Source organism: Oceanospirillum multiglobuliferum (genome assembly GCF_900167095.1).
GTDB lineage: Bacteria > Pseudomonadota > Gammaproteobacteria > Pseudomonadales > Halomonadaceae > Oceanospirillum > Oceanospirillum multiglobuliferum.
The window spans coordinates 1-17277 of the sequence record NZ_FUXG01000014.1 but is presented as its reverse complement, the minus strand read 5'-3'; the positions used below and the strand labels follow the sequence as shown (position 1 = coordinate 17277).

At 46.0% G+C, this 17277-nt stretch carries 15 protein-coding genes and 1 pseudogene; 5 read left to right on the top strand and 11 right to left on the bottom strand.

The genetic code is table 11. The annotated features are described in order from the left end of the window. Positions 1-32 precede the first annotated feature (32 nt). Positions 33-935 carry a hypothetical protein gene (locus B5D26_RS10565; RefSeq protein WP_078745707.1) on the top strand — a complete coding sequence of 301 codons (903 nt, stop codon included), beginning with the start codon at positions 33-35 and terminating at the stop codon, positions 933-935. Between the two features lie 218 nt (positions 936-1153). Here B5D26_RS10565 and B5D26_RS10560 read toward each other — a convergent pair whose 3' ends face one another. The 7 genes from B5D26_RS10560 to metG all read right to left on the bottom strand — a co-directional run bounded on the left by B5D26_RS10560 (position 1154) and on the right by metG (position 9936). Further along, positions 1154-1798 (bottom strand): electron transport complex subunit E, encoded by a 645-nt coding sequence (locus B5D26_RS10560; protein WP_078745706.1) that lies wholly within the window; start codon positions 1796-1798, stop codon positions 1154-1156. Between the two features lie 11 nt (positions 1799-1809). Next, positions 1810-2517: an electron transport complex subunit RsxG gene (rsxG, locus tag B5D26_RS10555; protein ID WP_078745705.1), complete on the bottom strand. Its 708-nt coding sequence runs from the start codon at positions 2515-2517 to the stop codon at positions 1810-1812. 32 nt (positions 2518-2549) lie between these two features. Beyond that, positions 2550-3593 carry an electron transport complex subunit RsxD gene (rsxD, locus tag B5D26_RS10550; RefSeq protein WP_078745704.1) on the bottom strand — a complete coding sequence of 348 codons (1044 nt, stop codon included), beginning with the start codon at positions 3591-3593 and terminating at the stop codon, positions 2550-2552. Positions 3594-3631: 38 nt separating this feature from the next. Beyond that, entirely contained in the window at positions 3632-6226 is a 2595-nt protein-coding gene (gene rsxC, locus B5D26_RS10545; RefSeq protein ID WP_078745703.1) for an electron transport complex subunit RsxC, read from the bottom strand. Then, positions 6226-6834, bottom strand: coding sequence for an electron transport complex subunit RsxB (gene rsxB / locus B5D26_RS10540; RefSeq protein ID WP_078745702.1), 609 nt, complete (start codon positions 6832-6834; stop codon positions 6226-6228). The genes rsxC and rsxB overlap by 1 nt, the downstream gene beginning before the upstream one ends. A 56-nt stretch (positions 6835-6890) precedes the next feature. Continuing rightward, positions 6891-7472, bottom strand: coding sequence for an electron transport complex subunit RsxA (rsxA, locus tag B5D26_RS10535; RefSeq protein ID WP_078745701.1), 582 nt, complete (start codon positions 7470-7472; stop codon positions 6891-6893). Positions 7473-7887: 415 nt separating this feature from the next. Continuing rightward, entirely contained in the window at positions 7888-9936 is a 2049-nt protein-coding gene (gene metG, locus B5D26_RS10530) for a methionine--tRNA ligase (protein WP_078745700.1), read from the bottom strand. Positions 9937-10193: 257 nt separating this feature from the next. Between metG and apbC the strand changes: the two genes are divergently transcribed. From apbC to B5D26_RS10510, 4 genes are all read left to right on the top strand, one after another. Then, positions 10194-11000, top strand: coding sequence for an iron-sulfur cluster carrier protein ApbC (apbC, locus tag B5D26_RS10525; protein WP_078745699.1), 807 nt, complete (start codon positions 10194-10196; stop codon positions 10998-11000). Positions 11001-11135: 135 nt separating this feature from the next. Then, positions 11136-11705 (top strand): dCTP deaminase, encoded by a 570-nt coding sequence (gene dcd / locus B5D26_RS10520; RefSeq protein ID WP_078745698.1) that lies wholly within the window; start codon positions 11136-11138, stop codon positions 11703-11705. Between the two features lie 356 nt (positions 11706-12061). After that, the gene (locus tag B5D26_RS10515) at positions 12062-14293 is read left to right on the top strand and encodes an NADP-dependent isocitrate dehydrogenase (RefSeq protein WP_078745697.1); all 2232 of its coding nucleotides are present in this window, start codon (positions 12062-12064) and stop codon (positions 14291-14293) included. Between the two features lie 257 nt (positions 14294-14550). After that, complete coding sequence (locus B5D26_RS10510; RefSeq protein ID WP_078745696.1) at positions 14551-14790, top strand: hypothetical protein; 240 nt, start codon at positions 14551-14553, stop codon at positions 14788-14790. 114 nt (positions 14791-14904) lie between these two features. Here B5D26_RS10510 and B5D26_RS10505 read toward each other — a convergent pair whose 3' ends face one another. The 4 genes and pseudogenes from B5D26_RS10505 to B5D26_RS10490 form a co-directional block, all read right to left on the bottom strand. Next, positions 14905-15738, bottom strand: a complete 834-nt coding sequence (locus B5D26_RS10505; protein WP_078745695.1) for a 23S rRNA (adenine(2030)-N(6))-methyltransferase RlmJ — start codon at positions 15736-15738, stop codon at positions 14905-14907. A 191-nt stretch (positions 15739-15929) separates the two neighbouring features. After that, entirely contained in the window at positions 15930-16373 is a 444-nt protein-coding gene (locus B5D26_RS10500; protein WP_078745694.1) for a c-type cytochrome, read from the bottom strand. 46 nt (positions 16374-16419) lie between these two features. Continuing rightward, positions 16420-16983: pseudogene (locus tag B5D26_RS10495) on the bottom strand (HD-GYP domain-containing protein); the annotation flags it as partial. Between the two features lie 42 nt (positions 16984-17025). Next, positions 17026-17277, bottom strand: a 252-nt coding sequence (locus B5D26_RS10490; RefSeq protein WP_143833114.1) for a zinc ribbon domain-containing protein, incomplete at its 5' end; no start/stop codon positions are given.

Below are 17277 nucleotides of genomic sequence, written 5' to 3'. Positions count from 1 at the left end.
TCTTTCGTTGAATCTCAATACAAGGATTACTAATGGCAAGGCTTACCTACTCTACTACCTTGCTGGCAACCTTATTCGCTGGAATAGCAGCTTCTGCTTGGGCTAAAGAGGGAGCTTTTTATCCCATAGAATTAGATGCCCGAGCAGGTTTAGACTTTCAAAACTATTCCGAGAAGGTGCAACACAGCAAAGGTGCATTAGCAACGGATTACAGCGCGTTAGTGCCCAGCGCTAAAACTGACATTAAACTTTTTTTCTCGCCCCAAACTTTTTTATATTTTACCGGTATGGGCACGCTGTATACCCAGTCGCAAAAAGAAACTTGGAAGCTAAACGGCAGCACGGCACAAACCAACCAGCTAGAGGCCACACGTACCAGTTTCAGCTTGCAGCTAGGCCAACGCCTCGCTAAACGTCATGATCTAAGTGTTGGATTGGGTTTTGATAAAAACACCTTTGTTCGATCAAAGTTTGCGCTAACAGCCTTAGGTGAAAGCACTTTTCCCTATACGCAAAGTGATGGTACTGCTGTAGATACCACTGATGCAGCGGCAATGAATGCGGCTCGCGCCAGCCTTTATAGTGCAACAGTAAGAGAAGAGATGCTGGCGGTTAACTTTGTTTCAGCTTACCAGTACAGCACTTTTTTCGAGAACAACGGCACGGGCTTGCGTTATAAGTTCTCAGGCCAGTTTTCTACGCCACTCTATTTCCGTGTAACCAATATACCAACAACATTAACCAGCCAATTTGATGGTTATGATATTCATACCAGCGCCATGTTAGGCTGGCAGATGGACAAGCAGTGGTTAATTCATGCTGGCTTGCATGGCTATTACGAGAAGCGGAATAAAATTATTTCTGCCAATGCCACATTACCCAACTCAGAACTATTTGGTTTAGAAGCTCAGATCGGTTTTTCAACACGGTTTTAAGTTTGTTAAATCAAGTTAAATGCCAAATACTAGGGAAAACCCTAGGCAATTCTAGGGTTTCAGGCAGTTTTGCTTTTAGATAAAGACCGATATTATAGACAGCACATGGAGGTGATGTGGGGTAGTACGCGGCAAGGATGCCGACTCTTCTTTTTTAGCTTAATCCTAGTCTGATTTATCCTTCTCTTGCCTTTCCCTTGTTCAGCCCTCTTTATTGACTACCTTTTCTGCTCAATCAAGTTTTTCAGCGCAATCAAAATCCCCATACCGACAAAAGCACCCGGCGGTAAAATTGCGAATAGGAAACTATAGTCTTCAAACACTACAATTTTCCAGCTTTCAGCAGCGGGGCCAAAGAGTAACTGCATATTTTCAAACAATGTGCCTTGGCCTAATAGCTCACGCATGGCGCCTAATACTGCCAGTACCGCCGTGAAACCTAGCCCCATCATAAAACCATCTACTACTGAGGGCAGTATAGGGTTCTTGCTGGCAAAGGCGTCTGCGCGCCCTAAAATAACGCAGTTGGTCACAATCAACGGAATAAAGATACCTAGGATCTGGTACAACTCGTAAGTGAAGGCTTGCATCAAAAGCTCTGCACAGGTCACAAACGACGCAATAATCATCACAAAGGCAGGCAAACGTACTTGCTCTGGTACAAAGTTACGAATCAGTGATACCGATAAGTTAGAGCCCACTAACACCAAAATAGTGGCAATCCCTAAACCTAAAGCATTCACCACAGAGCCTGTTACCGCCAATAATGGGCATAAGCCTAATAGCTGTACTAATGCGGGGTTGTTATGCCAAAGGCCATCTTGGCTGATCTCTTGATAGCTTTTTACTGTTGTAGTACTCATAGCCGATTCCGTTATTGTGCGGTTGAGGTGTGAGAGGGGGCGACAACGCGATGATTGAGTAATTCAGCTTTATGTTGCTCAAAATACTGCAATACCGCACGTGTTTGCCCAACAACTGCTCTAGGGGTAATGGTTGCCCCTGTAAACTGGTCGATCTGACCGCCATCTTTTTTCACGCGCCAGCCTTCTAGGCCAAGCTTTTCAAGAGACAGCCCCGTCAGGCTATGAATCCATGATGATTTTTTGGTTTCAACTTTATCGCCTAAACCGGGGGTTTCTTTGTGAGACAGTACCCGAACCCCTGCCAATTCACCATTGGCGTTAACCGCCACTAACATGTCGATATTGCCACTATAACCATGTGGGTTTGTCACAGGAAACAGTAAGGCCACCACTTGCCCTTGCTTGCGCGCAATATGCACATTGACAACAGTTTTATTGCCCAATGTCGCGTCAGGCTGAAGGCTTACAGTGTCTTTAAGCGGGTCATTGTCGAGCAAGTGAGCAGGCACTAACTCATACAAGGTACGGCTTTGTGCTTTTTGTATATTATCGGCAATAGTGGCGCTGGTGCCCAGCTGCGTAATGGCGATTACACCTGCCGTAACAACGGCAAAAATCCCTAATCCTATGCTGCTACGTAAAATAGACTGCCCTAGGCTTAAAGCAGGTTGCGCTGTTGTATCTTCAATAACGGTCTGATCAGGTGAGCCGTGCATGTTCAAAATCCTTAACCTTGAGATTGTTAAGATTAGGCGTCGTGTTTGATGCCCTTGCGGGGTTTCTTATGACCAAAGCTACGCGGCTGGCTGTAATAATCAATCAGAGGTGCAGCGAAGTTCATCAACAATACCGAAAATGCTACGGCATCGGGGTAGTTACCCCATGTGCGAATCACAAACACTAAAACACCAATTCCAGCACCAAACCAAAGCTTACCTTTGTTACTGGTGGCGGCTGTAACTGGGTCAGTGGCGATAAAAAATGCCCCCAACATTGTTGCACCAGAGAATAAGTGAATCATTGGGCTGGCAAAGTTGCTGGCATCAGCACCATAGGCCAATAGTGATAGCAAACCCAAACTACCTAAAAATGCTACGGGAATGTGCCAAGTGAAGATTTTTTTCCAGAGTAGAAACAAACCGCCCAGCATAAAGGCAATTGAACTTAACGCCCAAGCCTCCCACACCTTTTCAGGCATAAAAGCATTTTGACGCCAGTATTCATCCGCCATCAGTTCGCCTTTATGCTTAAAGCCATCTAAAGGAGTGGCCATCGTAAAGGCATCGGCAATTTGAGGATGCCCAAACACAGCTTGCAAGCTGCTGACTAAGTCAGGAGTATGCTCCAGCAGGCGAGCAGGGCTAATCCACTGCGTCATTTCAACCGGAAAGGCAATTAACAGTAGGGCATAGGCCACCATAGCAGGGTTAAACGGATTATTCCCCAGTCCACCATAAAGCTGTTTGGCAATGACAATGGCAACAAAGCTACCCGTGGCCAACATCCACCAAGGGGCTAAAGGTGGCAACGCTAAACCTAACAGCACACAGGTTAGTAAGGCACTATTGTCTTTGAGGGCAGGCATAGGGTTGCGTTTACGCATTTTCAGCACAATGGCTTCAAAAACCAAACCAAAGGCACTGGCCAATAATACGTTGATTAAGCTACCCCAGCCAAACAGATAGGTCAGAGTCGCCAAGCCGGGTAAGGTTGCTAATATCACATAACGCATAACCTGATGAGTGCTCAACGGGCGATGCAGGTGAGGGGATGAAACCCGTATAAACGCCATAGTGGTTCCTGTCTCTTGTGTTATTTCAGTTTATAGGGTTATTCAACAATTGCAGCTTTGGCTTCGGTCAGCTGTTTTAGCTTGTTGGCGGCTGCTTCTGCTTTATTTTTTGCACTGTTAACCGCATCTGTGCACTGGTCAATTTCAGTGGCATCACCCTTTTCTTGGGCTTGAGCCAACGCCTTCTCAGCCTTTTTCACAGCAGCTTTGCTAGCAGCGGCGGCAATTTTGGCTTGTTTAAGTGCTTTTTCATATTCGGCTTGCCCAGTCTCTGCCGAGCTATTTGCCTCAACTGTAGATGCTGGCTGAGAAGGTGCGGCCACTGAAGCGGCTACAGGAGTTTGGTTTAACGCCTCTAGCTTTTCCGCAGCTTTTTGGGCAAGGCTTTGTGCGATGACCAGCGCTTGCTCTTTGGCAGAAATCTCTTCGGCACCTTCATTTTCACGGGCATGAATTAGCGCTTTTTCTGCTTTTTTCACAGCGGCTTTACTGGCAGCAGCGGCAATTTTGGCCTGTTTAAGTGCTTTTTCATATTCGGCTTGCCCAGTATCCGAGCTATTTGCCTCAACTGTAGAAGCCGACTGAGAAGGTGCTGCCACTGAAGCGGCTACAGGAGCTTGGTTTAACGCCTCTAGCTTTTCCGCAGCTTTTTGGGCAAGGTTTTGTGCGATAACCAGCGCTTGCTCTTTGGCAGAAATCTCTTCGACACCTTCATTTTCACGGGCATGAATTAGCGCTTTTTCTGCTTTTTTCACAGCGGCTTTACTGGCCGCAGCAGCAATTTTGGCTTGTTTAAGTGCTTTTTCATGTTCAGCTTGGGCACCTGCATTAAGAGATGCCGTGGCATTTGCTGACGATGTAGCAGCGGCTGGGCTGATCTCTTTACCCAGTTGCTGATCAATTGTATTCAGTTTTTGCTGAGCCGCATTCAGTTGCTGGTCAAGTGTATTGAGAGTCTCTACATCAACGCCATTGTCTTTGGCCTCTGTTAATGCTTTTTCTGCTTTTTTCAATGCAACAGCGGCGGCAGCCCGTTGAATTTTGAGCTTTTTCAGTGCGGCTTCATCTAATTGGCTAGTGGCCGCGTGACTTGCAGTAGCCAATGGTGCAGCTGCGGTATTGTGTGCTGATGTGCCTGTTGCACTATCAAGATTTGTGCTTTGACTGGCTTCAGCTGCTTTTTTCGCAGCTGTGGCCGCTGCAGCTGCCGCCATGCGTGCTTCTCGTTGTGCAACCTTCTCGGCCTCTTCTCGCTCTAAACGGGCTTGACGCTGTTCAAAGCGAATTTTTGCACGTTCTGCTTTTTTAGCCTCTTCGCTTTCTTTGCGAATTTCAGATTTAGCAAAACGGTAATATTGCACTAAAGGAATGTGACTTGGGCAAACGTAAGCGCAAGCGCCACACTCTATACAATCGAATAGGTTGAATAGCTGTGCTTTTTCAAACTCTTGCGCTTTGGCAAACCAATGCAGTTGTTGCGGCAACAGCTCTGCGGGACAGGCTTGCTCACACATGCCACAACGAATACAAGGATTCTCGGGCTCAGGATCAGGAAACTCTTGAGCCGTGGGCGCTAGAATACAGTTGGTGGTTTTAACAACAGGTAGTTGATCACTGAGCAGGCTAAAGCCCATCATGGGGCCGCCCATCACTAAGCGACTGGCAATTGCAGCGTTATAACCGGCATACGCCAGCAACTCATGAATAGGTGTACCCAAACGCACTTGTAAGTTTTGACGACGGGTAAAAGCGTTGCCTGTCAAGGTTACCACGCGACTGACTAGAGGTTGGCCAAGAGTAATCGCTTGAGCAATGGCAAGTGTGGTACCCACGTTTTGGCAAACCACGCCAATATCCGCAGGCAAGCCGCCAGAAGGCACTTCTCGTCCGGTCAGAATTTTAATCAGCTGCTTTTCGCCGCCAGAAGGGTATTTAGTGGGAATCACCACCACTTCAATATGTGTGCCTTGAGCGGCTTTTTGCAGTGCTTTGATGGCATCTGATTTGTTATCCTCAACGCCAATCAAGCAACTGCTGGGGTTCACCAGTTGGCAAAGGATTTGTGCGCCAATAATAATCTGCTCAGGGTAAGTCTGCATGCTGATGTCATCAGCGGTAATATAAGGCTCACACTCTGCCGCGTTGATCACTAACGTATCAATGGCATGGCGCTCGCGAGTGCGGGCTTTAACTGCCGTTGGAAAGCCTGCGCCTCCCAAACCCACAATACCCGCTTTAGCGATGGCTTGTATCAAGGTCTCAGTGTCAGCCGTTTGCCAATCTGTGACGGGGGTTAAGTCAACCCATTGATCTAAACCATCTGACTCGATACTGATGCACAAGTCACTCATGCCGGACGGATGTGGAATCGGTTGTTCGTCAATTGCAACCACTGTACCCGAAATAGAGGCATGAATATTGGCACTGACAAAACCATCGGCTTTGGCGATACATTGGCCTGTTTTGACCTTATCGCCCACCTGAACAATCGGCTCAGACGCGGCACCAATATGCTGTTGCAGCGGCAGCACTACTTTTTTAGGCAGTGGCGCATCCGCTAAGGGTTGCTGTAAAGACTGCTGTTTGTTTTCATCAGGATGAATACCACCGTGAAAATCCCATAAACTACGCATCAGGCTTGGCCTCCATCTGTGGCAAATACATTGGCCTGAAAGCGTGCATTCGGCCCTTGTGGAATTGACCAGCTCCACGTTTTTGCAGTGGTTTCTATCGGCAGCATATCCATACAGTCTACAGGACAAGGTGCAACACATAGCTCACAGCCTGTGCAATCTCTTTCAATGACGGTGTGCATCAGCTTAGTTGCGCCAACGATGGCATCAACAGGGCAAGCGATAATACATTTTGTACAGCCAATACACTCGTCTTCACGAATGAAGGCTACTTTCTTCATCCCAATGGTATCGGGGTCGGCATCCAATGGTACGGGGTCACGCCCCATTAAATCAGCCAGCGCGATCATAGTGCTTTCACCACCTGGAGGGCACTTGTTGATCTCTTCGCCATTGGCGATCGCCTCCGCATAAGGACGGCAGCCCGGATAGCTGCATTGGCCGCATTGTGTTTGAGGCAGCAGGCTTTCAATCTGCTCCACAATAGGGTTGCCCTCTACTTTGTAGCGGATAGCGGCATAACCCAATAAGGCACCAAAAACCAAGGCTAATAAAAGTAGTCCTAGCACGGCCGCTAAAACAGGATGTTGGCTAAAAAATGTTGTCATTTCTGGCTCTTCTACTCACACAGGTTGGGCTTTAACAACCCCTCAAAAAACGGCTTTTAAAGCTGCACCAACCCACTGAAACCTAAAAAGGCTAAGGACATTAAACCCGCAGTGACCATCGCAATAGAGGCACCTTTGAATGGTGCAGGCACATCAGCAACCGCAATACGCTCACGCATAGCGGCAAACAGCACCAACACCAGAGAGAAACCAACTGCCGCACCAAAGCCATAAATAGTGGCCTCAACAAAGCCGCTATTGCGGTTTAAGCTCAACAGTGCGACGCCTAGCACCGCACAGTTGGTGGTAATGAGTGGCAGGAAAATACCCAAAACACGATACAGCAGCGGACTGGTTTTACGTACCACCATCTCGGTGAACTGCACCACCACAGCAATCATCATGATAAAAGCAATGGTTTTCAGGTACTCAATACCGAGCGGCTCTAAAACAAAGTGGTACACCAGATAACTGCTAGAAGAGGACAGCGTTAATACGAAGGTGGTCGCTAGAGACATCCCCATCGCCGATTCCAGCTTATTGGATACACCCATAAATGGGCATAAGCCTAAAAACTGAACTAAAACAAAGTTGTTGACCAGAATAGTGCTGATCAGAAGCAAGATATATTCAGTCATCTGAGTGTCAAAACCGATTGAAAGAGTGCATATGATTGGTAATGGTAACTTTTATCGCTTTAGATTTGATCAGTTTCACCAACCAAGACCTGTGGCAGTTTGTCGCAGGTTTTGCAGCGCTGGCTTAATACGAGTCCTCACAAACCAATACCTTAATATTTTTTCGAGTGGAAAAAGTGTATCAGATCACGCTTTTTAGGGGCTGATATAGATCAGCTTCAACCCGAGAGTCGCTATTATCTTGCTTTAGGTTATTCCCTACAAGAAAAAAGAAAGTTCTTTTTATAGGTTATAGTTATAAGAAGCACAAAAATATTTTATAACGTTATTTCTGCTTTTTGGGCAGGCAATAAAAAAGCAGAAGGTTTAACCCTCTGCTTTTTATGGTTTTTTACTTCAAATAACGCCAATACGTTTATTTAACACGCATACCGTTTACGGCACCTTGATCAGGTGACAGTAAGAAGATCTCTTCACCACCGGGGCCTGCGGCCATCACCATACCTTCTGACATGCCAAAGCGCATTTTGCGCGGTTTCAAGTTGGCCACCATCACGGTCTGGCGACCCACTAAGTGCTCTGGTGCATAGGCTGATTTGATACCCGCGAAGACGTTACGGGTTTCTCCGCCAAGGTCTAAGGTCAGCTGAATCAGTTTGTCAGCACCTTTAACGTGGTTGGCCTCAATAATAGTGGCAACACGCAGGTCAAGTTTGGCAAAGTCGTCAAACTCAATCTCTGGACTGATAGGGTCATCGGTCAAATGCAGGTTTGCAGATGGCTTTTCTTTTAGTTTTTGCTCTTCTGCTAAAACTTCTTTTGACGCTTCAATCATCGCGTCAATTTTATCCGTTTCAATACGGGTCATCAGCGGTTTAAAGGCATTGATTTGGTGACCTAGCAGCAGCTCAGCGCGTGCATCCCAGTTCAATGAATCCAAATTTAAGAACTCAGCGGCATTACGGCTCATCTCAGGCAATACAGGTGCAAGATAGGTGACAAGCTGACGGAATAGGTTGATACCCACCGAGCAGATATCCAGCACTTCTTCTGCTTTGCCTTCTTCTTTTGCCAGTGCCCAAGGTGCTTTGTCTGCAATATATTGGTTCGCTTTATCAGCCAGCTCCATAATTAAACGCACGGCACGACCAAACTCACGCTTTTCGTAGAACTCGGCAATCTGCTCACCCACAGCCACCGCTTCGGCCAACATTTCTGGCTCTGCACATTGAGCTGAAAGCGTACCACCCGCTTTTTTCACAAAACCTGCACAACGGCTGGCGATATTCACCACCTTACCGATCAGGTCTGAATTCACCCGTGCGCTAAAGTCTTCTAAGTTCAAATCAAGGTCTTCTGGGCGACTGGTCAGCTTGGCGGCAAAGTAGTAACGCAAGTATTCTGGGTTTAAGAACTCTGCATAGGTTTGCGCCTTAATAAAAGTACCGCGAGACTTTGACATCTTCTGGCCGTTCACCGTTAAGAAACCATGCGCGTTTACTGCAGTTGGCTTACGGAAGCCCGAACCTTCCAGCATGGCAGGCCAGAACAGGGCGTGGAAGTTGATGATGTCTTTACCGATGAAGTGATAAAGTTCGGCCTCGGAGCCTTCTTTCCAGTAAGCATCAAAGTCTAAATCATCACGACGGCTACATAGGTTTTTAAAGCTGGCCATATAGCCGATAGGCGCGTCTAGCCAAACGTAGAAGTACTTGCCCGGTGCATCTGGAATCTCAAAGCCAAAGTAGGGTGCATCACGACTGATATCCCACTCTTGTAAACCAATATCTAACCACTCTTTTAACTTGTTAGAAATGGACTCATGTAGGGTACCGCTTTGCGTCCAACCTTCTAACATTTGCTGGAAGTCAGGCAGCTTAAAGAAGTAGTGCTCAGAATCTTTTTCAACCGGAGTGGCACCCGAGATTGCAGATTTTGGATTGATCAGTTCCGCAGGGCTATAAGTGGCGCCACAAGCTTCGCAGTTATCACCGTATTGGTCTTCCGCCTTACATTTTGGACACGTGCCTTTGATAAAACGATCAGCCAAAAACAGCCCTTTTTCAGGGTCAAACATCTGCGTGATGCTACGGGTGGCAATATGGCCCTTGTCACGTAGGCGAGTGTAAATCAGCTCTGCAAACTCACGGTTCTCTTCTGAGTGAGTAGAGTAGTAGTTGTCAAAGTTAACCAGAAACTTGTCAAAGTCCGCACGGTGTTCAGCATTCACTTTGTCGATCAGCTGCTGAGCGGTAATACCTTCTTGCTCGGCGCGCAGCATGATAGCTGTACCGTGGGCATCATCTGCACACACGTAGGTACACTGGTGACCCCGTTGTTTCTGAAAACGCACCCAAATATCAGTTTGGATATATTCCAATAAGTGCCCCAAATGAATAGAGCCATTGGCATAAGGTAGCGCGCTAGTGACTAAGATTTTACGAGTTGGAGAAGCTGATGACATGATGTCTCTTTAAACTGATCAAAATTAAAAAGGTGTGGGTGATAGGTGCTAAAGGTTTCACCCCTGCTAAAAGTTGCGCTAACTATAGCGACTGAGAGAGATTTTTTCATCTTTGATCTGCACCCTTATGACTTAATGTTAAGCATTGGACGACACAGCCTCGACTGATTATAAATCTGACTAATGAGCTTGGTTATTGCTTATGGTATGCTTTTTGAAATGACTGATGTGACACAGAGAGGATACAGAGAAAAATTATGCTGGATTCAGTAAAACATATTATAGCCGTTGCCTCTGGCAAAGGTGGGGTGGGTAAATCAACGGTCACTGTAAACCTAGCTCTAGCGATGGCGCAGAAGGGGTTTAAAGTTGGTATTTTAGACGCAGATATCTACGGCCCAAGCCAAGCTTTAATGCTAGGCGTTGCCGAAGGCACTCGCCCACAAATGCAAGATGAGCGCACGTTTATCCCTGTACAGGCTCACGGTGTTTATGCCATGTCGATGGCGTTTCTTGTTGATGAAAACACCCCAATGGTATGGCGCGGGCCAATGGTCAGCGGAGCCTTCCAACAACTGTTAACACAAACAAACTGGCCTGATCTGGACTACCTATTTATCGATATGCCGCCGGGAACGGGCGACATTCAGTTAACGCTTACGCAAAAAGTAAAAGTTAGCGGCGCGGTCATTGTCACCACCCCACAAGACATTGCGCTTTTAGACGCGAAAAAAGGCGTTGAAATGTTCCGCAAAGTAAAAGTGCCTATATTAGGTGTGGTTGAGAATATGAGCCTACACACTTGCTCAAACTGTGGGCATACCGAGCCTGTATTTGGCGAAGGCGGCGGTGACCGTATCGCCACTGAGTATCAAACAGTATTGTTGGGTCAGTTGCCATTGACCTTGAGTATTCGCCAACAAGCAGACGCGGGTAAACCTTCAGTGATTGCTGAACCGGAGGGGCAGATCGCAGGTTTATTTGCAGACATTGCCGACGCTGTGAACCAACAGTTAGCGCAAGTAGTACAGTTAAATCCGACTATTTCATTCAGTGACGACTAACGGTTTAGTGGCAACAAGCCGCTCAGACTTAAACCTTTATTGACTCATGCTTTACATACAAGGTTATTGGCTTTTTTAATCGGCTTTAACCTTGTATGATTCCTACCATTTTTCAACTTTCCCCGTAGGAAGCTTATGGCCATTAAATCGGATAAGTGGATTCGCCGCATGGCAGAATCTGATGCAATGATTGAACCTTTTGAGCCTGGGCAGGTGCGTTACGACGCTGACAATCAGCGAGTTATCTCTTATGGCACCTCTAGCTATGGTTATGATGTACGTTGTGCCAACGAATTTAAAGTGTTCACTAACATTCACTCAGTGACTGTAGATCCAAAAAACTTTGACGAAAAAAGCTTTGTGGATGTAGTAAGCGATGTTTGCATCATTCCTCCTAACTCTTTTGCCCTAGCACGTACTGTAGAATACTTCCGAATTCCGCGTAATGTGCTAACCGTTTGTTTGGGCAAGTCCACTTACGCACGCTGCGGCATTATCGTGAATGTAACGCCATTAGAGCCAGAGTGGGAAGGTCATGTGACCTTAGAGTTTTCTAACACCACCAATTTGCCTGCAAAGATTTATGCCAATGAAGGCGTGGCACAGATGCTGTTTTTTGAATCAGATGAAGTCTGTGAAACCTCATACCGCGACCGTGGCGGCAAATACCAGGGCCAAACAGGGGTTACGCTGCCTAAGACTTGATTTGAAATTGCAGCGCAGCACTCTGCTGCTGCGCACCTCCCTGCATCCTGTCCGACTACAAGTTTTTACATTTTGTGTAGTGATTTGAAATTTCAATCGCATTTTTAGCAAAATACAGTGTCATATTTGCCATAATCACGCCAAGCGATTATTTTTAATGGTGTATTCTGTAAAAAAACTACGACTCACTAGCCTTAAGTGTAATCTAGCCCCGTATAAATAGGCGCTAGATTTCAGTATAATCGCGCCTAGCAGACGGGTTTAATCTAGAACAGAACACCTTATTTGAGCAGAGGTGACCACAAGTCATCTCTTGTTAGGTCTTTGGCTATCACGCCATAACTATAGGGATAAAAATGACAACTCCAACTCCAAATCAAAAAATCATTTACACCCTCACCGACGAAGCACCATATCTGGCAACAGGTTCTCTGCTGCCAATCGTCAGAGCGTTCACTTCAGCGGCAGGCGTTGAAGTTGAAACCAGTGATATCTCCGTTGCAGCGCGTATTCTGGCAGCATTCCCAGAGAAGCTAACGGATGATCAGAAGGTTCCTGATACATTAGCCGAGCTAGGTGAGCTGACACTTGATCCAAACGCCAACATCATCAAGCTGCCAAACATCAGTGCTTCTATCCCTCAGCTGAAAGCCGCAATTGCTGAGCTGCAAGCGCAAGGCTACGACGTACCTAACTACCCTGATGAAGCTGTAACAGAAGAAGAGAAAGCGATTCAGGCAAACTACTCTAAAATTCTAGGTAGTGCGGTAAACCCTGTTTTACGTCAAGGTAACTCTGACCGTCGTGCGCCACCAGCTGTTAAAGCTTTCGCACGTAAGTTCCCTCACTCAATGGGCAAGTGGAGCAAGGCTTCTCGCTCACACGCAGACTATATGCGTGGCGGTGACTTCTTCTCTAGCGAACAGTCTGTCACGATGACTGATGCTGACGAAGTGCGTATTGAGTTTGTAGGTCAGAACAGCAACGTTGAGGTGAAAAAATCACTGAAACTTGAAGCCGCTGAAGTATTAGACAGCATGTTCATGAGCGCTAAAGCGCTGGATGCTTTCTTCGAGCGTACTCTACAAGAGTGTAAAGAAGATGGCGTTATGTGGTCTCTGCACGTTAAAGCCACCATGATGAAAGTGTCTCACCCTATCGTATTCGGTCACGCTGTACGTGTTTTCTACCGTGAAGTGTTCGAAAAATACGGCGAGCTATTTGAACAGCTGGGCGTTAATCCAAACAATGGTATGGCTAGCGTTTATGACAAAATCAAAACGCTGCCTCAGTCTCAGCAAGAAGAGATCGAAGAAGCTATTCACGCTTGCTACGAGCACCGCCCAGAAATGGCGATGGTAGACTCTGTTAAAGGCATTACCAACCTACACATTCCAAGCGACGTTATTGTTGATGCTTCTATGCCAGCAATGATTCGTAGTTCTGGTCAGATGTGGGGTCGTGACGGCAAGATTAAAGACACTAAAGCCGTTATGCCTGAGTCAACTTATGCACGCATCTATCAAGAGATGATCAACTTCTGCCGTACTAACGGTGCTTTTGATCCAACCACAATGGGTTCTGTACCTAACGTTGGCTTGATGGCAATGAAAGCAGAAGAATATGGTTCACACGACAAAACTTTCGAAATGAAAGAAGATGGCGTGATGCGTGTTGTTAAATCTGACGGCACTGTGTTAATGCAGCACAATGTTGAGAAGGGCGACATTTGGCGCGCTTGCCAAACTAAAGATGCAGCGGTACGTGACTGGGTTAAGTTGGCAGTGACTCGTTCACGTCAATCTGACACCCCTGCAATTTTCTGGCTAGACGCTGAGCGTGCTCACGATCGTCAGCTGCGCTTGAAGGTTGAAGAATACCTGAAAGAACATGACACAGCAGGTCTAGACCTACGCATTATGGGTTATAACCGCGCAATTCGTACATCTATGGAGCGTATGATTCGTGGTAAAGACACTATTTCTGTAACTGGTAACGTTCTGCGTGACTACCTAACGGATCTATTCCCAATTATGGAACTGGGTACATCTGCGAAGATGCTATCTATCGTTCCAATGTTGGCGGGCGGTGGTATGTACGAAACAGGTGCTGGCGGCTCTGCACCTAAGCACGTTCAACAAGTACTGGAAGAAAACCACCTGCGTTGGGATTCTCTAGGCGAGTTCTTGGCACTGGCTGTTTCTATTGAAGAGCTAGGTATCAAGAATGACAACGCACAAGCTAAACTACTGGCAAAAGCGTTGGATGCTGCAACTGGCAAACTGCTAGAGAACAACAAGTCACCATCACGTAAAGTCGGTGAGCTAGACAACCGTGGCAGTCATTTCTATCTAGCCATGTACTGGGCACAAGAACTAGCAGCACAGACAGAGGATACAGCTTTATCTGCGCGCTTTGCGCCTTTAGCTAAATCTCTAACTGAAAATGAAGAGAAAATCATTGCAGAACTAAGTGCAGTACAAGGTCAACCAGCTGATATCGGTGGCTACTACCACCCAGATATGGCTAAAGTTGATGCTGTAATGCGCCCAAGTGAAACACTGAACAGCGCTTTGTCTTCTTTATAAGCTAGAAAAAGCGATTGATGTATCAAGCTCAGCTTTAAGTTGAGCTCAAAACCCAAGCACTCATTGAGGTGCTTGGGTTTTTTTATACACTGAGAAAAAAACAAAATACCAAAAGTGATTCTTAAATTTAAATACAAATCCTATTTCTGTATCCTTTTGATCTAGCTCAATACTCATCAGTCAGAATCATCATACTCTAGTCAAACACAGCCCTGAATAACAAAACAACAATGACCTGACCCACAGGGGACGATCTGATGAGCAAGTTTTCATACTATAACGACACGCAGATGAACTTTACTCGATACAGTAAAGGCACGCTAATCTTTACTGGTGTAGCAGATGATGGCACTCGTTTAGAAGTGCAAATCAATAAGCCTAATATCGTGCGCGACTTCGATGTTGACACAAAAGAAGCATTTTCTTTTGTAGATCTACTACCGGATGCAGCTAAAGCGGGTGCGGCCAGTGTTGAATGGGATTGGGAAGAGAAGTAGAACGTAGCAATACGCTTTTCAAACCTAACACCCAAAAAAACCTCACTTCATTTTGAAGTGGGGTTTTTTAGTTTTAGATTTGGGATAGGTAGACTAATTAGTGCCAAATATGGGCTACTCACCTACCAGCCAGCGCACCGTAGCGACAGCAGTATCGCCAAGTAGCGCCTTGGCTAACTCGGGTAGAATAGTGTCTAGATGCTGATCTAGCTGATAAGGCGGATTAATCAGTAACATACCACTACCAATCATGCCAAAGGTCTCATCAGGTTCTGCTTTACGCTGCATCTCAATAGTCAAAATTTTACGAATGCCGCTTTGCTCAAACTGATCAAGCATAAACCGGCTTTTATCTGCGATAAGAATGGGATACCAAACCGCAAAGATACCCGTTGACCAGCGTTTATAAGCCTTCTCCACAGCCTGAGCAGTTTTACTATAGTCTGATTTGATCTCGTAAGAAGGATCTACCAGCACCAATCCTCGCCTTGGGTTGGGCGGTAGCAATGCAGGCAACCCTTCAAAACCATCACGGTGATGGATAGAGGTATGATGCCACCGACCTGTACGCTGCTTAAGCAACTCTATCTCTGTATTGTGTAGCTCCATTAAGTGCAAACAATCTTGCTCTCGCTGAAAAGATTGCGCAATGGCTGGAGAGCCAGGATAACGGGTTAAGCGCCCATCATCATTACAACGGGCAATTGCACTACGGTAAGACTTTGGTAATAGAGGGTGATTATAAACCTGCAAGATACCTTCAATAGCCTCACCTGTTTTACGTGCTTCATCACTATTTAAATCGTAATAAACACCACCAGAGTGAGTATCAATATAACAGTAAGGTTTATCTTTTTTGCCCAGAGCCTCAAAAACAAGTGACATGGTAAGGTGTTTCAATACGTCGGCATGATTACCCGCATGAAAAGCATGGCGATAACTGAGCATAAGTTCTTCCGCATAATTTCAAAATTGCGGTCATTCTATCACCCCAGCGCTGTAGGATGAATCCATTACAGAGGGCTACATTATAGGAGGGATTTCTATTGGGAAGAGGAGGAAAGAACAGGTTCAAAGAAGTAGGTGGCGCACTGTCATGTACATTTCAGCACCTACTCCTAATATCCAATACTAAAAACTCATTTAGCTTTAAACAACCTATGGCAACTTTTACAGCTTTTAGCCGCTTGATCTACAAAGTCTTTAGCATCATCTTGATTACCATAACGTAACGCTTCTACGGTTTTGTTATTCAACTCAACAAACTCTAACATTTGTTTTTCAAATCTAGGCCAGTTGTCCCAAATTCGATCCAACGCTTTCGTTTTACCTTGATCTGAGCGCACTCTAAACATTTCTAGTAGAGGCTGGCTTAATTCGGCAACTTTTTGAGCCGATTTAGCTGTAGCTGCTGCATCAAAGTTCTTTTGCATCACATCAAAGCGTAGCTGTTTAAATGTAGTTTTAATTTCCTCAAACTGATCCTGACGTGCTTTCATCGCTTGAGCTGGATCAGAGTAATCCGCGGCATAACTGGTCGTTGAAAATACCCACGCTAGCGTAATTAACATTAACGTTTTCATTGCTTACTCCCTTATTGGATAAATATTAATATTAACGCTGCCGCATTTAACTTACACGCATAAGCTTCAATCCCCAGAGCATTGAAGGGTTTACTTGCCCTAGCTGTGATGATGGTATATCAGCTTTGATGGCATAACGTTTATCACCAGTATCTCTCATAACAGGGTGCATAAAGCGAACGCCAAAGCGGTCTTTTATTGACGACACTATAGGTTTGCTGGTTTCTTGTGATTTACGCTTAATCACAACACCTATTTCGCCATTAGCCAAGCTAACTGAGGCTCCAGGTGGATAGATACCCAACTCACTTAGAAATATGTTGGTCAGTGCTTCATCAAAGAAACTACCACGTTGCATAAAAAGTTGTTTTAGGCTCTTCTGAGGTGTTAATGCTGCACGATAAGGTCGACTAGAGATCATAGCAGAGTATATATCAGCCAAACCTACTATTTTAGCTTCAAGTAAAATCTCACTCCCTTTCAACCCATTAGGATAACCAGAGCCATCAAGCTTTTCGTGGTGCTGCAACACCACATCCAACCAAGTTTGGTTTTTAATTCCTGCAAGCTTAAGCAGCTCCATACTCTCTGTTGGATGGCGTTTAACGCGATGTGACTGCTCCCCGCCCTTTCGGGCGAGGCTTCCAACTTCTCAGGCAGCAACCGGCGCGTGGCCGGATTTACGCAAGCCTCCATTGGCAGGAACCGACAGTCCTTCGGCCTTTAGTTTGATAACACCCTGCTGGCGGATATTGATCGCGGCGTTGATGTCGCGATCTAGCTCTACCGAACAAGCCGGGCATGCCCAGATGCGAACCGACAACGGCAGGGTGTCTACCTTGTGTCCACAGCAAGAACAGGTCTTGGAGCTGGCAAACCACTGGTCGATTTTAACCAGATGCTT